The organism is Curtobacterium sp. CFBP9011, from assembly GCF_034045095.1.
Lineage (GTDB): Bacteria > Actinomycetota > Actinomycetes > Actinomycetales > Microbacteriaceae > Curtobacterium.
This window is the reverse complement of the sequence record NZ_JAXCWN010000009.1, coordinates 12,158-32,261: the sequence shown is the minus strand read 5'-3', so window position 1 is coordinate 32,261 and position 20,104 is coordinate 12,158. Positions and strand designations below refer to the sequence as shown.

Here is a 20,104-nt window from a genome sequence, read left to right as displayed (position 1 = left end):
GGCTGACGATGCAGCCCGATCACCCGACCCCCTCAACCACGCTCCGGACGACCGGTCGCCCCGTAACACCCCCCGTGCTACGCCTGAAGCGTAGCGGCTCCTGGCGAACAGGGCAATACGCATCGTGCGTAGCGACGTGGTGCGGGCCGGGCCAGGCCGCCTCAGGAGGTGACGGACGTGGCCTCGGCGACCAGGGCCTCCAGGACGACCCGGACCGCGGGACGGACGGCCCGGTCGGGGCGGACGAGGGCCTCGATCCGCCGACCGGCGCGCACGTCGGCCAGGGTCGCCAGTCGGAACCGGCCCGGCGCACGCGTCCGCGAGGTGTACCGCGGCACGAGTGCGATGCCGTGCCCGGCCGCCACCAGGTTCTCGATCACGGGCAGGTGGATGGTGCGGAAGGCGACCTCGGGCGGCGTGTCCGTCGCGGCGGCCATCGCGGTGAGCACCCGGTCGATCGGGTAGTCCTCCGGCACGCCGATCCACGTCGCGCCGACCACGTCCTCGATGCCCACGCGCTGCCGACCGGCCAGCGGGTGGTCGAGCGGCAGGGCGACGTCGAGCGGTTCCCGGAGCAGCGGGACGGTCTCGACGCTCCGGCGGTCCGCGCCGCGGGCACCGTCCGGGCGGTGACCGATGACGACGTCGTGGTCCGCGGTGAGCGGGGCGAACTCCCCCTCGCTGACGTCGACGTCGGACAGCTGCAGGGCGATGCCGGGGTGTGCGCGCATCCGTGTGAGCAGGCCGGGCAGCAGCAGTTCGGCGGCCGACGGGAACACCGCCAGGTCGACCGTGCCGGTGGCCCCGTCCAGGTGCTCGCTCCAGGCGGACTCGACGGTCGCCAGGGCGGTGGCGACGCCGGTGGCGAGGCCGGCCAGGACCCGCCCGTGCTCGGTGAGCCGGACGCCGCGGCCGACGCGCTCGACCAGCGGGACGCCGGCCTGGCGCTGCAGGGTGCGGAGCTGCTGGGACACGGCGCTCGGCGTCCGATGGGTGGCCGTCGCCACCGCGGTGACGCTGCCCCGCTCGGCGAGTTCGCGGAGGACGGGGAGCAGGGCGATGTCGAAGCCGACCATGCAGGGACCCTACAACGACGCTGTCGGAACGTGCGCTGGTGCTACCTCGTGGGGGTGCGGGACGATCGTCCGGTGCTGCTCCGCGACCGCATCCTGGCCCTCGTCGTCGCCGTCGCCTGGGGACTGAACTTCCCCGCGACGGCGATCGCCCTCGAGCACTACCCGCCGTTCCTGCTCGCCGCGCTCCGGTTCACGCTGCTCGCCGTCCCGACGCTGCTGTTCGTCCCGCGGCCGCCGATCCCGTTCCGGTGGATCGTCCTGGTCGGCGCGACCCTCGGTGTGCTGCAGTTCGCGTTCCTCTACCTGGGCATGGCGGCCGGCATGCCCTCGGGGCTGGCCTCGCTCGTGGTGCAGGCGTCGGCGCCGTTCACCGTGCTGCTCGCCGGGGTCCTGCTCCGTGAACGCCTCAGCGCGCGGCAGGTGGTCGGCATCTCGGTCGCCGTGGCCGCCCTCGCCGTGATCGCCCTGCACCGGGCGCAGACCGCCGCACTGCTACCCGTCGTGCTCGTGCTCTGCGGTGCCCTCGGCTGGGCGATCGGCAACGTCGCGACCCGCAAGGCCGGACCGGTGAACCCGCTGCACCTCACCCTGTGGTGGGCCGTGGTGCCGCCGATCCCGATGGCGGTCCTGTCGTTCCTGGTCGAGGGACCGGACCGGATCGGGCAGGCGCTCGGCACCGCGTTCACCGCCGACGCGCTGCCCGCCGACCTGGCCGTGCTCTACATCGTGCTGGCGGCGAGCGTCGTCGGCTACGGCATCTGGTCGCGGCTGATGGGCCGGTACCCGTCGAGCACCGTCGCACCGTTCTCGATGCTCGTGCCGGTCGTCGGGGTGCTGGCGTCCTGGGCGGCGTTCGGTGAGGTCCCGGACCTGGTCGAGGTGCTCGCGGGGGCGGTCGTCGTGGGCGCGGTGCTGTGGTCGTCGCGGCCTGCGCGGGTGGGAGGTGCCGGCGCCGGAGCCCGCACCGGCACCGGTGCCGGCGCCGAGACGCCTCCGAGTGGCCGAGACGACGCGACATCCGGCGGCGTCTCGAGCGCATCAGGGCGTCGCGCGGAGACGGGGGCGTCTCACGAGCCTCCGCACGACGGCCCGGCGGCCGTCAGCCCGGCCGAGCTCAGCCCCGGTGCTGACGCCGTTCCGCGATGATCCCGGCGAGCGCCCCACGCAGGTGCGGGTACCGGAACTCGTAGCCCGCCTCGGTCAGCCGCGTCGGCACCACCCACCGGCTCTTCAGCACCAGTTCGGTCTCGGTGCGGATCGCGAACGACCCGAGTTCGAGCATCCACCGCCAGGTCGGCAGACCGAAGCGGCGTCCGACGGCGTCCCGCAGCGTCGCCATCACCGTGCGGTTGTCGGAGGGCTCCGGGCTCGTGACGTTCACCGGGCCGTCGAGGTCCTCGTGGTCACGGATGAAGCGGATCGCCCCGAGGACGTCGTCGATGTGCACCCAGCTGAACCGCTGCCGTCCTCGGGTGTGCCGGTCGTGGTGGTACGTGCCGGCGGCCAGACGCGCCCGGGTCGGGAACCACGGCCCGTCGTACTGCGGGCCGCCGAGTCCGGCCTGCGCCAACCGCAGGAGCGGGAGCAGTGCGCTGCCATCGCCGAACACGATCGCCATCCGCAGCGCCACACGCCGGGTGCCGGGCAGGTCCGCGGCGAAGAGGGCGTCCTCCCACGCGCGGGCGACCCCGACCGAGAAGCCCTCACCGAGTTCGCCGGTCGCCTCGTCCTGCGGGCGGTCGTCGGCGTGCCGGTAGATGGTCGCGGTCGACGCGTTCAGCCAGAGCGGCGGCGGGTGCTCGGCGGTCCGGATCGCCTCGGCGAGCTCGAGCGTGGTGTCGACCCGGGAGCGCAGGATCTCGGCCCGGTTCCGCCGTCCGTACCGACAGTTCACGCTCTTGCCGGCCATGTTCACGACCAGGTCGGCGCCGTCGACGAGTTCGCGGATCCGCAGGGTGTTGCCCCACACCGCGTCGCCGGTGCGGCCGACGGTGACGACCTGGTACCCCTCGGCGCGGAAGGCGTCCTGCAGGTACCGGCCGACGAAGCCGCTCGCTCCCGCCACCACCACACGCCGCTGCTGCTGCTCGTCCATGCTGTCCTCTCGGCTCCGGTCACACGTCGTCGGGTACGACGGCGTACCGGAACGCCCCCTCGTACCGGTACAGCGTGCCGAGCCCGACAGCGGAGAGCGTCAGGGACACGCGCTGCACGTCGGCATCGTCATCGAATCGTTCCGTCAGCACCACACGGGGCGACAGGGCGGCCGGGAGGCGCCACTCCCGTCCCAGGGCGTGCACCGACACCCGCGTGGAGACCAGGCGGAGCGCCCCGGCGTCGGGTCCGGTCGCCGGGACCGTCACCGCGAGGAGCGCGCTGACGCGGCCGTGCCGGCCGAGGTGGTCGACGAGGCCCTCGGGCTCTGCGGTGATCGCGTCGACCATGGTGCGGTCACCGCTCGCGAAGTGGAAGGTGCGGTGCGCGCGGACGGCGGGGCGGGCCTCCCGGTCGGTGCTCCTGCCGGACCGGCCGGACCTGCCGGACCGGCCACGCCGGACGTGGACCGGGCGGTTCTCGACCGTGAACGGGACGTCGTGCTCCCACACCGGGAACACCACCGCGTCCCGTGCGAGGACGCCGAGGACAGGCCAGAGCCAGCGCCGCGGGGTGCCGACGACGGTGAACACGCCGGAGCCTCGGCCGACGTGCCCGGGCGGGACGGCGCCGAAGTAGGTGCGGAGTCTCGGGTGCAGGGCCGCCAAGACGTCGTCGGACGCGCTCAGCTCGTACGGCGACCGGGTCACGCTCCCGATCCTGGCACGGCGTCGGACGCGGCTCCTACGATGGACGACATGGGACACGACCACGGCCACGCGCACGGCCACGCGTCCGAGCGGGCGCTGCTGATCGCGTTCTGCATCTCGGCGGGCATCCTGCTTGCCGAGGTGGTCGGTGCGGTCGTCACCGGGTCCCTCGCGCTGCTCGTCGACACCGGGCACATGGTCGTCGACACCGGCGGACTCGGGATCGGCCTGGTCGCCACCCGCCTGGCCCGCCGCACCCCGACCGCCCGACGGACCTGGGGCTACCAGCGCGCCGAGGTCCTGGGTGCCACCGCACAGGCCGCGATCCTGCTGGCGGTCGGCGTCTACGTGGTGATCTCCGCCGTGCAGCGCCTGTTCGTGCCGGAGGAGATCGAGGCCGGCCCGCTCCTGGTCTTCGGATTCGTCGGGCTGATCGGCAACCTGGTCGCGTTCGCGGTGCTCGTGCGGGCGTCGGGCGAGGGCTTCACCTCGCGGGCGGCCCGACTCGAGGTCCTCAACGACACCCTCGGCTCGGTCGCCGTCATCGCCGCCGCCGTCGTGCTGTTCCTGACCGGGTGGCAGCGCGCCGACTCGGTCGCGGCACTGCTGATCGGCCTGCTCATCATGCCCCGCGCCGTCAAGCTCCTCCGCGAGACCGCCGACGTCCTGCTCGAGGCGACACCGCGCGGCCTCGACCTGGACGCCGTCCGTGGCCACATCCTGCAGCTCGACCACGTCATCGCCGTGCACGACCTGCACGCGACGCTGGTGTCGACCGGGGTCCCGAACCTGACCGCGCACGTCGTGGTGGACGACCACTGCTTCACGACCGCGCACGCGCCGGCGATCCTCGACGAGCTGCAGCAGTGCGTGGCCGAGCACTTCGACGTGCCGGTCGAGCACTCCACGTTCCAGCTCGAACCCGCGTCGCACCAGCGGCACGAGCACGAGGTGCACGTCTGACCGGTGCCGGTCCGGGCGCTGGTGCTCGTGCTCGTGCTGCTGCTCGTGCTCGTCAGCAGTCGGAGTCGCGGGTCGGGTAGGCCGTGATCACGCGTTCGGTGGTCGCCGACACGATGACCTTGACGAAGCCGTCCGGGCTCGGTGCGCTGCCATCGTCGAAGCGGACGGGAGCGGCGTAGCAGACCTTGCCGTCCCCGGCGTCGACGGGCAGCCCCTTCTGCGGGTTCGTCAGCGCCGTCCGGACCGCCGTGAGCATGGCGTCGTCCCAGTCCCGCTGCGTCGTGTGACCGGACAGGACGTCCTGCCAGTCGCGGGTGTGCCGGACGCGGATGTGCTCGTAGCCCTGCGCCGAGGTGCCGCACTGCAGCACGACGTCGCCGAGCGCCGCGGTGTCGTACCGCGCGACCGCGGCACGGCCGTCCGAGTTGCACCGGTCGAGGACCGCGGAGCCGGGCAGGTCCGGGCCGGACCGGGCGATCACCGCGACGGTGCTCTCGGTGCTGCCGGTGTGATCGGTGCTGCCGGTGCCGCCGGTGCCGGTGCCCTGCTCGCTCGGGTCGGTCGCCGTGGCCGAGGGAGCTGCGGAGCGGACGGTGTCGTCGCCCTCCCGGGCGTTCGTCAGCGCGAAGCCGCCGATCACCACGACGGCGGCGACCGCCGCGGCGATGCCGGTCAGGGTGGAGCGGGAGCGCTTGGCGGGCATGCGGCCAGTATGCCGGAGGGGGCGGGCCTCCCGGCTGGGGGCGTGACGGTCGGGTGCGTGACGGGCGGGTGCCGCGTGGTGTGCCGCCGGCCGGGAGGGGTCGGCGGAGTCCCGACGCCGTGTGGGTACGACGCCGCCGGGTGCGCGAGACGCCTCCGAACTCCGGGGCGTCTCGCGTGGAACGCGGCGTCTCGCGCAGACGTGCCCGCTTCGCGCAGACGGGGCCGTGCGCGTCGGCGGCGGCACCGTTCGGGTACGACGCCGCTCGATGCCCGAGACGCCGCTGAACACCGCGGCGTCGTGCGCAGAAGCGCGGCGTCGTGGGCAGAAGCGCGGCGTCGTGGGCAGACGGGCCCGTCTCACGCGGACGGGCCCGTCTCACGCGGACGGGCCCGTCTCACGCGGACGGGCCCGTCTCACGCGGACGGGCCCGTCTCACGCAGACGGGCCCGTCTCGGACGGGAGGCGCGTGCCGGTCAGGCGCGTGCGGCCAGGCGCGCTCCGGCGAAGACCGCGAGCGTGGCGACCAGCACGACGTACCCGATGAGGACCGGCAGGGTGGGCAGCACGAGCAGCGCCGCACCCACGGCGACGACCGGGACGGTGAGCCCGGCGTACGCGATGAGGAAGGTGGCGGCGAGGACCCCACCACGTTCCTCCGGTCCGACGAGCGCACCGGCGCTGCCGATCGAGGCGCGGAAGAGGAGCCCGACGCCGGCACCCGCGACCACACCGCCGCCGATGAAGCCGGCGACCTGGAGCAGCACCGCGGACACCGCCAGGACCGCGAGGCCACCGACGAGCAGGACGACACCCAGGCGGATCTGCGTGCGCTGCGGCAGCTTCGCGAACACGACCTGGGACAGCGCGCTCGCGGCGAAGACACCGAACGTCGTCGCGCCGGCGGCCAGCCGGTCGGTCACGTGGAAGGTGGTGCCGAGGAACGTCGGCGCGACCGAGGTGAAGAGCCCCTGCACGGCGAGGGCAGCGAAGGCTCCGGTGCCGGCGGCCCAGAACGCGGCGCTCTGACCCTCCGGGGCCCGCAGCCGCTGCGGGTGGTACGGCACCGGTCCGGTCGGGCGGTCGACGGTCTCGGGGACGGCGAGGACGACCACGAACGCGATCACGAGGGCGACGACGAACACCACGTACGGCACCATCAGCGGCTGCCCGACGAACTCGGCCAGCGCACCGCCGATCAGCGCTCCGAGCGACAGCCCGCCGAGGTTGACGACCCCCGCGGCGACGCTCGCACCCTTGGCGGAGGACTCGTCACCGGTCGCCCGGACCTTGAGTTCCCCGAGGTGTGCGGTCGCGGTGGCGGTGAGGGTGCCGACGCCGAGCCCGGTGACGAGCCGCGCGACGATCAGGCCGCTGACGTCGTTCCACACGAGGAACAGCACGGCGGCCACGAGCTCGAGGGCGATCGAGACGAGGATCAGCGGCCGGCGACCGTGCACGTCGCTGAGGTGTCCGGCGAGCCAGAGGGACCCGACGACGCCGAGGCCGTAGGCGGCGAAGACGATCGTCGTCGTGAAGGTCGGGAAGCCGTCGCGCGCCTGGTAGATGACGTAGAGCGGCGCGGGGACGGTCGCGAAGGCCATCACCGCGGTGAACGCGAAGGCGACGGCCCAGAAGCCGAAGCCGTGGCGCCGACGGGTGTGCGCACGACGGCCGCGAGGGGCCGGAGCGGTGGCCGTCGAGCCGGTCGCCGGGGATTCGATGACGGATGACATGCTCCGATGCTCCCGGGCAGCACCCATCGGGTCAAACGGATCGTCTTGATGCCCGCCATCGATCAGGTCGATGATGGGCCGTATGGAGACCCGGCTGCTCGAACAGTTCGTCACCGTCGCCGCCGAGGGCAGCGTCACCCGCGCGGCAGAACGGCTCTGGGCCGCGCAGTCCACCGTGTCGGCCGGGATCGCGAGCCTGGAGCGGACCCTCGGCGTGCGGCTCTTCGAGCGCGGCGGACGTCGGCTCGTCCTGACCGCCACCGGCGAGGACCTGCTCCCCCACGCCCGCGCAGTCCTCGAGTCCCTCGACCGGATGCGCGACCTGGCCGCGGTGTCCGACGCAGAACTGCGCGGACGCGTGCGTCTGGGGATCTTCACCAGCATGGACATCGTCGACCTGACCGGCGTCCTGCGCGGGTTCCGGCAGCGCCACCCGCTGGTCGCCGTCGAGCTGATGACCTCGCCGAGCGGCACCACGGGACTGGTGCAGGACCTCGTCGCGGGACGGCTCGACCTGGCGTACACGGGGCTGCCGACGATCCCGTCCGGCGTCGTCGTCGAGCCCCTCCGCGAGATGCCGTTCCGGGTGTTCGTCGCCGCCGACCACCCGCTCGCCGGTCGGACGTCGGTGTCGCTCGCCGAACTCGCCGACGAGTCCTTCGTCGACACCGCGCACGGGTTCGGCAACCGGATGATCCTGGACGGCGTGCTCGACCGACTCGGCATCCGGCGTCGGGTGGTCGCGGAGATGAACGACATGCCCGCCGTGGTGCGGTTCGCGTCGGCGGGCATCGGCGTCGGAGTCGTGCCGGACTCCGGCGTCCGCCACGACGGGGCCGTCCTGGACCTCGAGGACGCGGTCGAACCGCTGCGGATCGGGCTGGCGATGCGGAGCGACCCGGAGCCGAACCGGGCGACGCAGGCGCTGGCCCGGGCGATCGTGGCCGCGCGGCGCTGAGGTGACGCGCAGCGCTGAGGTGCGGCGCTGGGGTCAGCCGCGCAGCAGCGGGGCGATGCTCTCGACGGACCGTCGGGCGGCGGCCGTGGTGGACAGGAAGCCGACCAGGACGATCGCCGCCCCGATGCCGACGACGATCCACCACATCGGGTGCGTGGCGACCGCGAACCCGGAGCCCACGGTGGCCACCGCGCTCGCTCCGGTGACGGTGCCGGCCAGGGCGACGCCGAGCGACACCCCCGTCTGCCGGCTGGTCGAGGCGACGGCGGCCGCGGACCCGGACTGCGCGCGGGGCATCCCCGACACGGCGGTGTTCGTGATCGGCGCGTTCACCATGCCGAACCCGAAGCCGAACAGCACGAACGCGGCGACGAGGACCCACATCGGGGTGGACGCCTGCACGGTCGTGAGGACCGCCCCGGCTCCGGCGATCCCGATGCCGGCGAGGACGAGCGGCACCCGGGTGCCCACGGTGCCGATCAGCCTGCCGGAGATCGGCGACACGAGCATCGTCATCAGCGCGGACGGCAGGGTCCAGAGGCCGGCCTGGAACGGGGTCATGCCCCGGACCTCCTGCAGGTAGAGCGCACTGAGGAAGAGGAACGCCCCGTTCCCACCGAACGCCACGAGCGCGGTGCCGACGGCGGAGGAGAACGGGATGCTCCGGAAGAACCGCAGGTCGATGAGGGGCTCGGCGGTGCGGCCCTCGACGACCACGAGCGCGACGAGTGCCGCGGCCGCCAGGACGAACAGCCCGAGGGCACCGGGTGACGCCCAGCCGAGACGCGGTCCCTCGATGAGGCCGCCGACCAGGCTGGCGAGCAGCACGATGACGATGCCCTGCCCGAGCGGGTCGAGCTTCCGGGGCTTCGGCGAGCGGGACTCCGGCACGAACAGGAACGTCAGGACCACCGCGGCGATGCCGATCGGAACGTTGATGAGGAAGATCGCGCGCCACCCGACGGTGTCCGTCAGCGCCCCGCCGACCAGCGGCCCGACACCCATCGAGACGCCGACGACGGCACCCCAGACGCCGACCGCACGGGCCCGCTCCTTCGCGTCGTCGAACGTGGCCGTGATGATGCTCATCGCGACCGGGTTCATCATGGAACCGCCGACCGCCTGGACCATGCGGAAGACGACGAGCCACCCCACGCTCGGCGCGAGGGAGCACAGCAGCGACCCCGCCGTGAAGAGTGCGAGGCCGACCTGGAACGTGGTGCGCCGGCCGATCCGGTCCGCGGTGGATCCGGAGAGCAGCAGCAGGCTGGCGAGGACGAGCGTGTAGGCGTCGATGGTCCACTGCAGACCGGCGATGGTGCTGTGGAGTTCACGGCCGATCGAGGGCAGTGCGACGTTCACCACGGTGGCGTCCATCGAGACGATGAACAGGCTCATGCAGCAGACCGCGAGGATCACGTACCGGTGCCGGTAGCGAGACGGGAGGCCCGGGTCACCCTGCTCGGGTCGGTGCGGCCCCGACGTGGCTCGTCGGGTCGCGGACTCAGTGGAAGCCGTCGTCGTCTCCTCGCCCGGGGGTCTCGTGGCCGCCGAGCATGTCGTTGTCGTCCTGGTCGGTGGTCGAGGTCAGCTGGAGCATGGCCATCACCACGACCACGACCACGAAGCTCACGCCGAGGAAGACCAGCGAGAGCGTGAGCTCACGCGTCGACATCAGCACGACGAGCCCGACGACGACCGCGATCACCGCGGAGATCCCGAGGAGCTCGGCCGGACGCATACGGTCGCGGCGGGTGGGGGTGCTCATGCGTGTGGTGCTCCGTCCGGGGTGGCCGCCGGGGCAGCCGTTCCCCACTTGTGCGAGAGGCCGGCGATCAGGTGGAAGACCGCCGCGATGGCGAGGTACGCGCCGAGGAGCCCGACCAGGACGATCGGCGCGTCGAGGGTGCCGGTCACCTTCTCCACCCCGCCGAGCTGCTGCGAGTAGTCCGGCGGCGTCAGGAGGAACGCGATCGCGAGCAGCAGTGTGAGGCCGCCGATCGTCGTCCAGTCGCGGGCGAACGGCGAGCGCCGACGGGCCCGCACACCCTGTGACAGTTCGAGTGCGCCGGTCAGGAGGGCGAACGCCACGACGAGGCTGATGAACGCGGGCAGTCCGAGTCCGGTGCATGCGAGCGCGGCGATGCCGGCGACGATCGAGAGTGCCGCCTGCACCAGGCCGGAGCGCCGCGAGCGGTCGTCACCGGGGAGCCGTACGGCACTGCCCCAGGCGAGGACCGCGCCGTCGACGAGGGCGAAGACCCCGAACAGCACCAGGCCGAAGCCGGCGGAGTGGTTCGGGGAGAACGTGATCACCATCGCGATCACGGCGGCGGGGACGGCCCGGAGGACCGGGACCGGCCAGTACCGTGCTCGCTGCTCGGCGTCGTCCACGGAGTGGGACACGGGACCTCTCTCGGGCTGTCGGTTCGTACGGTCGATCCTACCGCCGTCGATGTGGGCACCCGTCCGGCAGCGGGACCGCCAGCGGGGTGGGCTGTCCGCCCACCCCGCCCGGCGACTACCCCGGTCCGGGTCGCTCGCCCAGCTCGGCGAACAGGCTCGACACGGTGCACCGGCCCGACGTGGCGAGCTGGCCCGATCCGTCGCACTGCTCGGACTCGGCGTCCCGGTCCGTTCCACCACCGTGCTGCACCTCGGCGGGGTCCGCTCCGGTCGCTGTCCGACGGCGGCGCATCCACACGGTCGCCCCGGTGCCGATCAGCACGAGCGCGGCGAGCCCCGTGAGCGCGAGGCCCTGCACGCCGGTGTAGGCCAGCGCTCCCGACCGTGGTGGTGCGGCGTTCCCCGGGCCGGTGTCCGCCGGGGGTGGGTCGCTCGGTCCGCCGGGGCCGGGGACCGCGCCCGGCACCGCACCGGTACCCGGAGTCGGCGTCGCGTCCGGCGCGTGAGTGTCCCCGGGCTCGCCGGGGTCACCAGGGTCACCAGGGTCACCGGGGTCACCAGGGTCACCAGGGTCACCGGGGTCACCAGGGTCACCAGGGCCACCTGTGTCCCCGGGCTCACCAGGGTCACCAGGGTCACCCGGGTCGACCACCTGGATCGGCACCTCCGGCGACTCCTCACCGCCGTCGGGGTCCGTGGGCGAGGTCGCCGTCGCCACGTTCACCACGTCCGACCCGTCGCCCGAGTACGTCGGGTCGAGCCGTGCCCGGAACCGGAAGGCGTGCTCCTGCCCGGGCTCCAGGTCTCCGCCCCCGCCGCAGGTGACCCGCTGCGCCGCGGCCGTGCACGTGCCGTCCGGAGCACCGGAGCCGACGAACTCGAGCTGCGCCGGCAGGTCGTCGATCGCGCCGACGTCCCGCGCGGTCGACGGGCCTGCGTTCCGTGCCGTGATCGTGTACTCGACCTCGTCGCCGGGCGCGACCTGGTCCGGGGTGACGCTCTTGCCGGTCGTCACCTGCGCGATCGCGGTCACGGGTGCCGCAGCCCGGGAGGTGTTGTCCGCCGGGTTCGTGTCCGACAGCCCGGGTGCGGCGTCGATCCGCGCCGTGCTGTCGATCTGGCCGGAGGCTCCCGGGTCGAGCAGTCCTTCGATCGTGAACGTCGCCGCCGCACCGCGCTCGAGCCCGACCGCGGTGGCGACGTCGCCGGTACCGGAGGCCTCGCGACAGGTCGACCGACCCGGCACGCTGCACGTCCACCGCACGTCCCGCAGCTGGTCGGGGACGTCGACCGTGACCGCACTCGGGTCGGACGCGTTGACGCCGACGTTCGACGCGGTGACGGTGTAGCGGACGCGGTCCCCGGCGACGACCGGCGGCAGGTCGTGCTCGATGCGGAGGTCCGCGGGTGCTGCCACGCGCAGCGCGTCGATCTCGTGCGCGCTGCGCAACGACCCGGTGCCCGCGGTGAAGCCCAGGCGCAGGGTGTTCGGCAGCGGCGCCTGGCCCGGGCCCTGCAGCTGCACGTGGTCGAGCACGGTCCGGAGCGCCCCGCCCGCGGAGGACAGCTGGACGGTGAGCGTCAGACCGTCGTCCTCGGGTTGCAGGACGACGTGGACCTTCCGTGTCGTCGGTGAGCCGGTCGCCACGCCACCGCCGACGACGGCGTGCTGCGCGAAGCGGTACCCGGTCAGCCCGTCACCGGACCCGCGGACGGTCACGGTGTCCGGGGTGCGCCCGGGGCCGCTGTCGTTGAACGGCAGCGAGAAGTTGCCGTACTGGTCGAGCGCCACCGCAGCGAACGCACCCGGAAGACCGGGCAGCGTGCAGGTGGACGACCCCTGGTTGCGGTCGGAGCGACACGAGTACCCGAGCGCCGAGCCGTAGGCGCCGACCCCGGGTGCGACGGAACCGTCCGACAGGGACAGGAGCAGGCCGTCCGCCCCGTTGTCGTCCGGCGTGTACATCGCGTAGTCGAACTCGATGTCGAGCCCACGGTCGGACGGGAACGCGTCGTCCATCGCCCACGCGCCGGCCGCGTTGTTGACGGCGTCCGTCAGCCGGAGCCGACCGCCGACGATGTGCGCGTCACCGCTCAGGGTGCCGCCGTCGGCGGTGGCGAACCCGGTCGAGAACGGGAAGCCGAGATCGTCGGCGGCGGCGGGCCCGTCGGCGCCGAGCGGGATCGCCGTGGCCAGGATGACGGCGACCGCGGCGCCGGCGGCCCGCCGGCGGAGCCCGCGGCGGCCAGGAGGGGCCGGGCGGGTGGAGACGGGCGGTGGACAGGTGCGTTCGGTGTCATGTGTCATGCCACGATCGTGGCGACCCGGTCACCCACGTGGAGGACGGCGACGCCGACCTGTGGAGGGATGCCCCGGGCCTCCCACCTGTGCAGGACGACCAAGGGCAGGACGGCCAAGGGCAGGACGGCCAGACGCAGGACGGCCCGGGGCAGGACGCCCCGGGCCGCAGCACCCGAGCGGCTACGCCACCCAGACCGTCGTGTACCCGGGCAGCTCGCCGTCCGTCAGCGGGGCCGACGTCACGACGACCGCGCCCTCGGGCATCGGCACCGGCTCAGGGCCGAAGTTCGTGTACGACCGCCACCCGTCGTGCCGCGCGAACGCGACGACCTGGGGCGACGACGTCTCGATCCACTCGAGCTCCTCGCCCTGCTGCAGACGGCTGCGGGCGGACAGCGCCTCGCGGTAGAACGACAGCGTCGAGCCGGGCACGCGGTCCTCGGCCTCGACGCTCGACGAACCGAAGTCCGACGGCTGCGGCAGGTGCGGTGCGGCGTCGCCGAAGCCGAACGACGGCCCGTCCTCGGTCCACGGGATCGGCACGCGGCAGCCGTCGCGGCCCTTGACCGTGTGTCCGGTGCGGAGCCACTTCGGGTCCTGCAGCTGGTCGTGCGGGATGGCGGGCGCCTCGTGCAGGCCGAGTTCCTCGCCCTGGTAGACGTACGACGAGCCCGGCAGTGCGAAGACGAGCAGGGTCGCCGCCCGCGCGCGTCGGAGTCCACCCTCCCGGTCGAGCGGCGGAGTCTCCCCGTCGGACATCAGCCACTCGTCGGTGTCGGTGCCGTCGGGCAGTCCGTACCGGGTGGCGTGCCGGACGACGTCGTGGTTGGACAGCACCCAGGTGCTCGAGCCGCCGGACGTCGCGGCACCCTCGAGGTTCTGCGCGATGAGCGTGCGGAACTCGGTCGCGTCGAACGGGGCCTCGAGCAGGTCGAAGTTGAAGGCCTGTCCGAGCTCGGTCGGCCGGGCGTACAGCACCCGGCGGGGTGCGGGTGCCCAGGCCTCGGCGATCGCGGCACGGGGCGGCGTGTAGCTGTTCAACACCTTCCGCCAGGCGGCGAAGATCTCGTGCACCTCGTCGCGGTCGTACAGCGGGTCCGAGCCGTCGAGCGGCAGGTCCTGCTCGTTCGACGGGCGGTACGGCTCCGACAGGTCCTTCGCGAGCCCGTGTGCGACGTCCACCCGGAACCCGTCGACGCCGCGGTCGGACCAGAAGCGCAGGGTGTGTTCGAAGTCCTGGTGGACCTCCGGGTTCGTCCAGTCCAGGTCGGGCTGCTCGGGCGCGAACAGGTGCAGGTACCACTGGCCGTCCGGCACGCGGGTCCAGGCGCTGCCGCCGAAGTTGGAGACCCAGTCGCTCGGCGGCTGCTCGCCGTCCGGTCCGGCGCCCTCGCGGAACACGTAGCGGGCCCGTTCCGGCGAGCCGGGAGCGGCGGCGAGCGCGGCGCGGAACCACTCGTGCTGGTCCGAGGTGTGGTTCGGCACCAGGTCGACGACGACGCGGAGGTCGTGCTCGTGCGCCGCGTGGATGAGTTCGTCGATCCGGTCGAGCGAGCCGAGCTTGGGGTCGACGTCGCGGTAGTCGGCGACGTCGTACCCACCGTCGGCGAGGGGCGAGGGGTAGAACGGCGACAGCCAGATCGCGTCGACGCCGAGCTCGGACAGGTACGGCACCCGGCTGGTGACACCGGCGATGTCGCCGATGCCGTCCGCGTCGGAGTCCGCGAAGCTGCGCGGGTAGACCTGGTAGACGACGGCCTGCCGCCACCAGTTCGGGTCGGGGGTGCGGGGCGTGTCGCTCGGCGTGCGTCTCGGGGTCACGTCGCCGACACTACCGACGGCGGCTCCGCACGGCGGGAGGCCCGTGACACGCCCGCCTCGTCGGCGGGGGAATCCGACGCCCGAACCATTGGTTGTCGCTGAAACCATCACTGTCAGGAAGGAACGCCATGACCCAGATCGTCGCGCTCGTGGGAAGCCTCCGCGCCGGATCCATCAACCGCCAGCTCACCGAGGCAGCCGCCCAGCACGCTCCGGAGGGCATCGAGCTCTCGGTCTTCGACGGCATCGTCGACCTGCCCTTCTACAACGAGGACATCGACGGCGACACCCCGCCCGAGGCCGCGGTCACGTTCCGCCGGGCCATCGCCGACGCCGACGGCGTCCTGCTCGTCACGCCTGAGTACAACGGCACGATGCCGGCCGTGCTGAAGAACGCGCTCGACTGGGCCTCGCGTCCGTTCGGTGCCTCGCCGATCTCCGGCAAGCCGCTCGCCGTCATCGGTTCGGCCTTCGGGCAGTACGGCGGCGTCTGGGCACACGACGACGCCCGCAAGGCCGCCGGCATCGCGGGCGCGAAGGTCCTGGAGGACGTCAAGGTCGCGATCCCGCAGTCCGTCGTCCGCTTCGCCGAGACGCACCCGCGTGAGGACGAAGAGGTCGTCGGCCTCGTCCGCGGCGCCCTGACCGCGCTGGCCGACGCAGCCGCCGAGCCGGTCGCCGCGTAACGACGCCCGCCGTCGCGGCGCGCCCCGGGATCGCGTCGCACCCCCGGAATCGCGTCGGGCCCGAACCGACACGACCCGGCCGATGACGGACGGGAGGCTCCCCACCAGCGGGTGGGCAGCCTCCCGTCCGTCGCGTCCCCGGTACCGCACTCCGTCCGGACCACTCGACAGCCTGGGCACCTGACGGCTTATCATCATCCGATGACGACGCAGGAGATCACGGAGCCGTCCGGCTACTGGTTCCCGGACGACGACGCCACCCAGCGTGGTGTCGCCGTGCTGAACGCACTGCGCCGCTACCGGGCCTCCGAGACGGCGATGCGCCGCCGGACCCGCGACTCGATGGGCATGGGCGAGACCGACCTGCTCGCCGTCCGTCACCTGCTGCAGGCCCAGCGCGCGGGCCGTTCGGTCAGCCCGAAGGACCTGTCCGCGTACCTCAGGATCTCGTCCGCGTCGACGACGATCCTGGTCGACCGCCTGGTCAAGAGCGGGCACGTCCGTCGTGAGCCGCACCCCACCGACCGACGCGGGCTCATCATCGTGCCGACCGTCGAGACCGACGCCGAGGTCCGGGCCACGCTCGGCATCATGCACCGCCGCATGATGCAGATCGCCGAGGGCCTGTCCGCGACCGACGCCCGGGTGGTCGCGATGTTCCTCGAGGAGATGCGCGTCGCCGTCGACCAGGTCGACCCGCCCGTCGTCGCACACTGACGACGGACCACATCGACGCCCGACCACAGCCGGGGGACGGTTCCTCGACACCCACTGGGAAGACCCCGCCGCGGAGCGCGTAGACCGGAGTGGTCAGTCCAGCGAAGGGTCGGGCCCGTGACGGGCCGGTCCCGCGAAGAAGGAGTCGTCACATGCACGCATCGGACAAGCTCGCCGCCAACATGCAGAAGGTCCTCGTCGACCTCATCGACCTGCACCTGCAGGGCAAGCAGGCCCACTGGAACATCCTCGGCACCAACTTCCGTGACCTCCACCTGCAGCTCGACGAGATCGTCGACGCCGCCCGTGAGTTCGCCGACGACACCGCGGAGCGCATGCGTGCGCTGTACGCCGTGCCGGACGGCCGCTCGGCCACGGTCTCCGCGACCAGCCACCTCGACGCGTTCCCCGAGGGCGAGGTCGCCACGCACGACGCGATCGACCTGGTGACCCTCCGCCTGTACCAGGCCACCGGCACCATGCGTGACGTGCACGACGAGGTCGACGAGGAGGACCCGACGACCGCCGACCTGCTGCACGGCTTCATCGAGCGCCTCGAGCAGCTCGCCTGGATGGTCTCCGCCGAGAACCGCACGCCGCGCACGCCGCTCGCCGCCGCGACCAGCCCGGCGACCGCCGAAGCGTCCGCGCACTCCTGAGCCGCGGGTCGCACGTGGACCTCGGGATCCAGGGCAAGACCGCTCTCGTCTTCGGTGGTGACTCCGGCATCGGCTGGAACACGGCACGCATCCTCCTGGCGGAGGGTGCGACCGTGGTCGTCACCGACCTCGACCAGAGTCGGCTCGACACCAGCGCCGACCAGCTCGAAGCGCCGGTCGGCAGACTGCACGCGTTCGCCGCGGACGTCCGCAGCGCCGAGAGCCTCGCCGCGCTGCACGAGAAGGTGCGGGACGCCGTCGGCGAGATCGACATCCTGGTGCAGTCCTCCGGCGTCACCGGCGCCCAGGGCATGTTCCACGAGATCGACGAGGCCGGCTGGCAGGAGACGCTCGACGTCGACCTGATGGGCCCGGTCCGGATCACCCGCGAGTTCATCGCGGACCTCCGGAACGGCGGCTGGGGTCGCATCGTCTACCTGGTGTCCGAGGACGCCTCGCAGCCGTACGACGACGAGCTGCCCTACTGCGCCGCCAAGGCCGGGGTGCTCTCGTTCGCCAAGGGCCTGTCGCGCTCGTACGCGAAGGAGGGGCTGCTCGTGAACACGGTCTCCCCCGCGTTCATCCACACCCCGATGACCGACGCCATGATGGACAAGCGGTCGAAGCAGCTCGGCACCTCGTTCGACGAGGCGATCTCGAGCTTCCTCGACGAGCAGCGTCCGTACATGGAACTCAAGCGTCGCGGTGAGCCGGAAGAGGTCGCGAACGTCGTCGCGTTCCTGTGCTCCGAGCTCGCCAGCTTCGTGAACGGCTCGAACTACCGCGTCGACTCCGGCTCGGTCGCCACCATCTGACGGAGGAACCATGACCGACCACCGCTACCTCATCGTCGGCGGCGGGATGGTCGCCGACTCCGCTGCCCGCGGCATCCGCGAGCTCGACCCCGACGGCTCGATCGGGATCATCAGCGAGGACGTCGACCGCCCCTACGCCCGCCCGGCACTGTCCAAGAAGCTCTGGACCGACCCGGACTTCAACTGGGACGACAAGGTCGACCTGCACACCGAGGAGACCGGGGCGACCTTCGTCCTGGGCACCCGGGTCGCGTCGATCGACCGGGACGCGAAGACCGTCACGACCGACGACGGCACCGTCGTCGGCTACGAGCGGCTGCTCCTGGCGACCGGCGGCCACCCGCGTGACCTGCCCGGGCTCGCGCCGTCCGACCGCGTGCTCAGCTACCGCAGCGCCGCCGACTACCGCACGCTCCGCCGGCACGCCGACGCGAACGCCCAGGTGGTCGTCGTCGGCGGCAGCTACATCGGCACCGAGGTCGCGGCCGGGCTCGTCCAGAGCGGTGCCCGCGTCACGCTCGTCACCCCCGACGACGTGCTCGGTGGCCACATGTTCCCGGCGGGCCTCGCGGCCGCCTTCCAGCAGCGCTTCGTCGACGCCGGCGTGGAGGTCCGCACCGGCCGCCGCGTCGAGTCCGGCGAGGAGACCGCGGACGGCGTCACGCTCACGCTCGACGACGGTTCCACGATCACGGCGGACGCCGCCGTGGCGGGCCTCGGCATCGAGCCCGCGACGCAGCTCGCCGAGGACGCCGGTCTGGCGGTCGACGACGGCATCACGGTGTCGTCGACGCTCGTCACGGACGACCCCGCGGTCTTCTCCGCCGGTGACGTCGCGTCCTACCCGGACCGCCTGCTCGGCACCCGCCGCGTCGAGCACGTCGACAACGCCCAGCAGCAGGGCCGGCAGGCGGGCCGCAACCTGGCCGGCGCCGGCGAGACGTACGACCACACGCCGATGTTCTACTCGAACGTCTTCGACCTCGGGTACGAGGCCGTCGGCGTCGTGTCCTCGTCGCTCCGCACCGTCGAGGACTGGGCCGAGCCGAACGTCACCGGTGTCGTCTACCACCTGGGTGACGACGACCTGGTCGCCGGTGTGCTGCTCGTGAACGTCTCCGGCAAGACCGACGAGGCCCGGAAGGTGCTGGCGGAGGCGCACGCGCTGACGCCGGACGCGCTGCCCGGTCTCATCAGCGCGGACTGATCGCCCTCAGCCGGTCGACCAGGCTGAGTCGTTCGGGCAGGGTCGGTCGTCGGATCCGGCGGTGACCGACTGGAGGCCCGTGCCCGGTTCTGCGGAACCGGTCACGGGCCTCCAGTCCGTCCGCCCGACGGCCGTGGTCAGAAGGGGCGCCGGTCCCCGCCGCGTTCCGGCGCGACCGTGTCGACGACCTCGTCGCGCTCGTCCGGGTCGACCGGGATGCCGTCGTGGTCGGCCATCGCGACCGCGTGCGCGGACTTGGCGGCCTCGAGCTGCTCGTCGTCGCCCTTCGCCATGCCGAACACCTCCATGAACCGCGACTTCACGACCAGCCAGCGGTCGGTCGCGCCGAGGCGGTCCAGGTCCGTCGCGGTGGAGTCGTCCCGGACCCGCTGCAACGACGAGACCCCGCGGTCGGGCAACCGACCGTCGACGTGGGCGACGGCGAGCTGCGCCACCGCGTCGGCCTGGGCGTGCATGACCGAGTGTGCGCCGTCGACGACCTCGCGGAGCACGCCGTAGGGCAGGGCGCGGGCGAGCTGCCGGACCCACGAGCGCGGCACGAGTGCGTCGTGCTCGCCGCGGACGACCAGGGTGTGCGCCCGGACGTCGGCGACGCGGTCCTCGATCGGGTAGGCGATCATCTTCGGCAGGACCTTGCGGAACCAGTGCCACCCGCAGAGCGCGTACGCGGTGACCGCGTGCCAGCGGACCGCGGCGGGTTCGTGCACGGCGGACCGGAGGAAGCGGAGCGCGGCCTTCGGGATCGACCGCGCGGCCGGGTCGAGGACCGGGCTGATGAGCACCAGGTCGGAGATGTCCGGGCGGCGGGCTGCGACCTCGACGACGACCTGCGTCCCCATCGAGTGGCCGATGAGCACCGGGTCGTGCAGGCGGAGGTCGTCGATGACCTTCTCGACGGCGTCGGCGTACCGCTCGATGGACACGCCGCCGCGGAATCGCGGGACCCCCGCGAAACCGGGCAGGTCGAGCGCGTGCACCGGTCCGTTCTCGTTGAGGTGCGGGGCGAGCCGCTCGTAGTACGTCGACGCGATGCCGAGCCCCGCGACCAGGACGAAGGCGCGCTCACCGGGCTCGCCGATCGAGCTGACGCGCACGTAGGTGTGGTCGACGGCGATGCGGTCGACGCGGACCTCGACGTCGGCGTCCTCGGCCTGGGCGAGTTCGCCGGCCGGGTCGGGGGCGCCGGTCGGGACGGGGTGACCCGGGTGGTGCTCGTCGTTCATGGGCGCT

General features: G+C 72.9%; 19 protein-coding genes. 8 read left to right on the top strand and 11 right to left on the bottom strand.

What is annotated here, in order from left to right; translation table 11 throughout:
* Positions 1-161 precede the first annotated feature (161 nt).
* Positions 162-1,076 (bottom strand): LysR family transcriptional regulator, encoded by a 915-nt coding sequence (locus SOM35_RS15610; protein WP_290156992.1) that lies wholly within the window; start codon positions 1,074-1,076, stop codon positions 162-164.
* Positions 1,077-1,148: 72 nt separating this feature from the next.
* Between SOM35_RS15610 and SOM35_RS15605 the strand changes: the two genes are divergently transcribed.
* Positions 1,149-2,222, top strand: coding sequence for an EamA family transporter (locus SOM35_RS15605; protein WP_320516094.1), 1,074 nt, complete (start codon positions 1,149-1,151; stop codon positions 2,220-2,222).
* Here SOM35_RS15605 and SOM35_RS15600 read toward each other — a convergent pair.
* Both SOM35_RS15600 and SOM35_RS15595 read right to left on the bottom strand, forming a co-directional pair.
* Complete coding sequence (locus SOM35_RS15600; protein WP_320516093.1) at positions 2,191-3,171, bottom strand: epimerase; 981 nt, start codon at positions 3,169-3,171, stop codon at positions 2,191-2,193. The two genes, SOM35_RS15605 and SOM35_RS15600, sit on opposite strands and share 32 nt — an antisense overlap.
* Before the next feature lie 19 nt (positions 3,172-3,190).
* Positions 3,191-3,880: a DUF4166 domain-containing protein gene (locus tag SOM35_RS15595; RefSeq protein ID WP_320516092.1), complete on the bottom strand. Its 690-nt coding sequence runs from the start codon at positions 3,878-3,880 to the stop codon at positions 3,191-3,193.
* 48 nt (positions 3,881-3,928) lie between these two features.
* Here SOM35_RS15595 and SOM35_RS15590 point away from each other — a divergent pair, with 48 nt between their 5' ends.
* On the top strand, positions 3,929-4,843 hold the full coding sequence (locus tag SOM35_RS15590) for a cation diffusion facilitator family transporter (protein WP_320516091.1): 915 nt from the start codon (positions 3,929-3,931) through the stop codon (positions 4,841-4,843).
* Positions 4,844-4,895: 52 nt separating this feature from the next.
* On the opposite strand, the gene SOM35_RS15585 is transcribed toward SOM35_RS15590, so the two are convergent.
* Together SOM35_RS15585 and SOM35_RS15580 are read right to left on the bottom strand one after the other, a co-directional pair.
* Positions 4,896-5,546, bottom strand: coding sequence for a hypothetical protein (locus SOM35_RS15585; RefSeq protein WP_111076060.1), 651 nt, complete (start codon positions 5,544-5,546; stop codon positions 4,896-4,898).
* Between the two features lie 476 nt (positions 5,547-6,022).
* Complete coding sequence (locus SOM35_RS15580) at positions 6,023-7,282, bottom strand: MFS transporter (protein ID WP_320516090.1); 1,260 nt, start codon at positions 7,280-7,282, stop codon at positions 6,023-6,025.
* Positions 7,283-7,364: 82 nt separating this feature from the next.
* Here SOM35_RS15580 and SOM35_RS15575 point away from each other — a divergent pair, with 82 nt between their 5' ends.
* Positions 7,365-8,240, top strand: coding sequence for a LysR family transcriptional regulator (locus SOM35_RS15575; RefSeq protein WP_320516089.1), 876 nt, complete (start codon positions 7,365-7,367; stop codon positions 8,238-8,240).
* 33 nt (positions 8,241-8,273) lie between these two features.
* Here the strand turns inward: SOM35_RS15575 and SOM35_RS15570 are convergent, their stop codons facing one another.
* The 5 genes from SOM35_RS15570 to SOM35_RS15550 all read right to left on the bottom strand — a co-directional run bounded on the left by SOM35_RS15570 (position 8,274) and on the right by SOM35_RS15550 (position 14,769).
* Positions 8,274-9,659 carry a DHA2 family efflux MFS transporter permease subunit gene (locus SOM35_RS15570; protein WP_320516088.1) on the bottom strand — a complete coding sequence of 462 codons (1,386 nt, stop codon included), beginning with the start codon at positions 9,657-9,659 and terminating at the stop codon, positions 8,274-8,276.
* Positions 9,660-9,744: 85 nt separating this feature from the next.
* Positions 9,745-10,008, bottom strand: a complete 264-nt coding sequence (locus SOM35_RS15565) for a hypothetical protein (RefSeq protein WP_320516087.1) — start codon at positions 10,006-10,008, stop codon at positions 9,745-9,747.
* On the bottom strand, positions 10,005-10,646 hold the full coding sequence (locus tag SOM35_RS15560) for a DUF308 domain-containing protein (protein WP_320516086.1): 642 nt from the start codon (positions 10,644-10,646) through the stop codon (positions 10,005-10,007). The genes SOM35_RS15565 and SOM35_RS15560 overlap by 4 nt, the downstream gene beginning before the upstream one ends.
* 115 nt (positions 10,647-10,761) lie before the next feature.
* A complete protein-coding gene (locus tag SOM35_RS15555) occupies positions 10,762-12,954 on the bottom strand; it encodes a lectin-like domain-containing protein (protein WP_320516085.1) in 2,193 nt (730 codons plus the stop codon).
* 174 nt (positions 12,955-13,128) lie between these two features.
* Positions 13,129-14,769, bottom strand: coding sequence for a glycoside hydrolase family 13 protein (locus tag SOM35_RS15550; RefSeq protein WP_320516084.1), 1,641 nt, complete (start codon positions 14,767-14,769; stop codon positions 13,129-13,131).
* A gap of 128 nt (positions 14,770-14,897) precedes the next feature.
* On the opposite strand from SOM35_RS15550, the gene SOM35_RS15545 reads away from it, so the two are divergent.
* The 5 genes from SOM35_RS15545 to SOM35_RS15525 all read left to right on the top strand — a co-directional run bounded on the left by SOM35_RS15545 (position 14,898) and on the right by SOM35_RS15525 (position 18,853).
* On the top strand, positions 14,898-15,455 hold the full coding sequence (locus tag SOM35_RS15545) for an NADPH-dependent FMN reductase (protein ID WP_320516083.1): 558 nt from the start codon (positions 14,898-14,900) through the stop codon (positions 15,453-15,455).
* A gap of 201 nt (positions 15,456-15,656) precedes the next feature.
* Entirely contained in the window at positions 15,657-16,172 is a 516-nt protein-coding gene (locus SOM35_RS15540) for a MarR family winged helix-turn-helix transcriptional regulator (RefSeq protein WP_221849859.1), read from the top strand.
* Between the two features lie 152 nt (positions 16,173-16,324).
* Complete coding sequence (locus SOM35_RS15535; RefSeq protein ID WP_111076069.1) at positions 16,325-16,831, top strand: Dps family protein; 507 nt, start codon at positions 16,325-16,327, stop codon at positions 16,829-16,831.
* 14 nt (positions 16,832-16,845) lie between these two features.
* Positions 16,846-17,646, top strand: coding sequence for an SDR family NAD(P)-dependent oxidoreductase (locus SOM35_RS15530; RefSeq protein WP_111076070.1), 801 nt, complete (start codon positions 16,846-16,848; stop codon positions 17,644-17,646).
* Between the two features lie 10 nt (positions 17,647-17,656).
* On the top strand, positions 17,657-18,853 hold the full coding sequence (locus tag SOM35_RS15525; protein WP_320516082.1) for an NAD(P)/FAD-dependent oxidoreductase: 1,197 nt from the start codon (positions 17,657-17,659) through the stop codon (positions 18,851-18,853).
* 137 nt (positions 18,854-18,990) lie between these two features.
* Here the strand turns inward: SOM35_RS15525 and SOM35_RS15520 are convergent, their stop codons facing one another.
* Entirely contained in the window at positions 18,991-20,097 is a 1,107-nt protein-coding gene (locus SOM35_RS15520) for an alpha/beta fold hydrolase (protein ID WP_111076072.1), read from the bottom strand.
* Between the last annotated feature and the right edge of the window lie 7 nt (positions 20,098-20,104).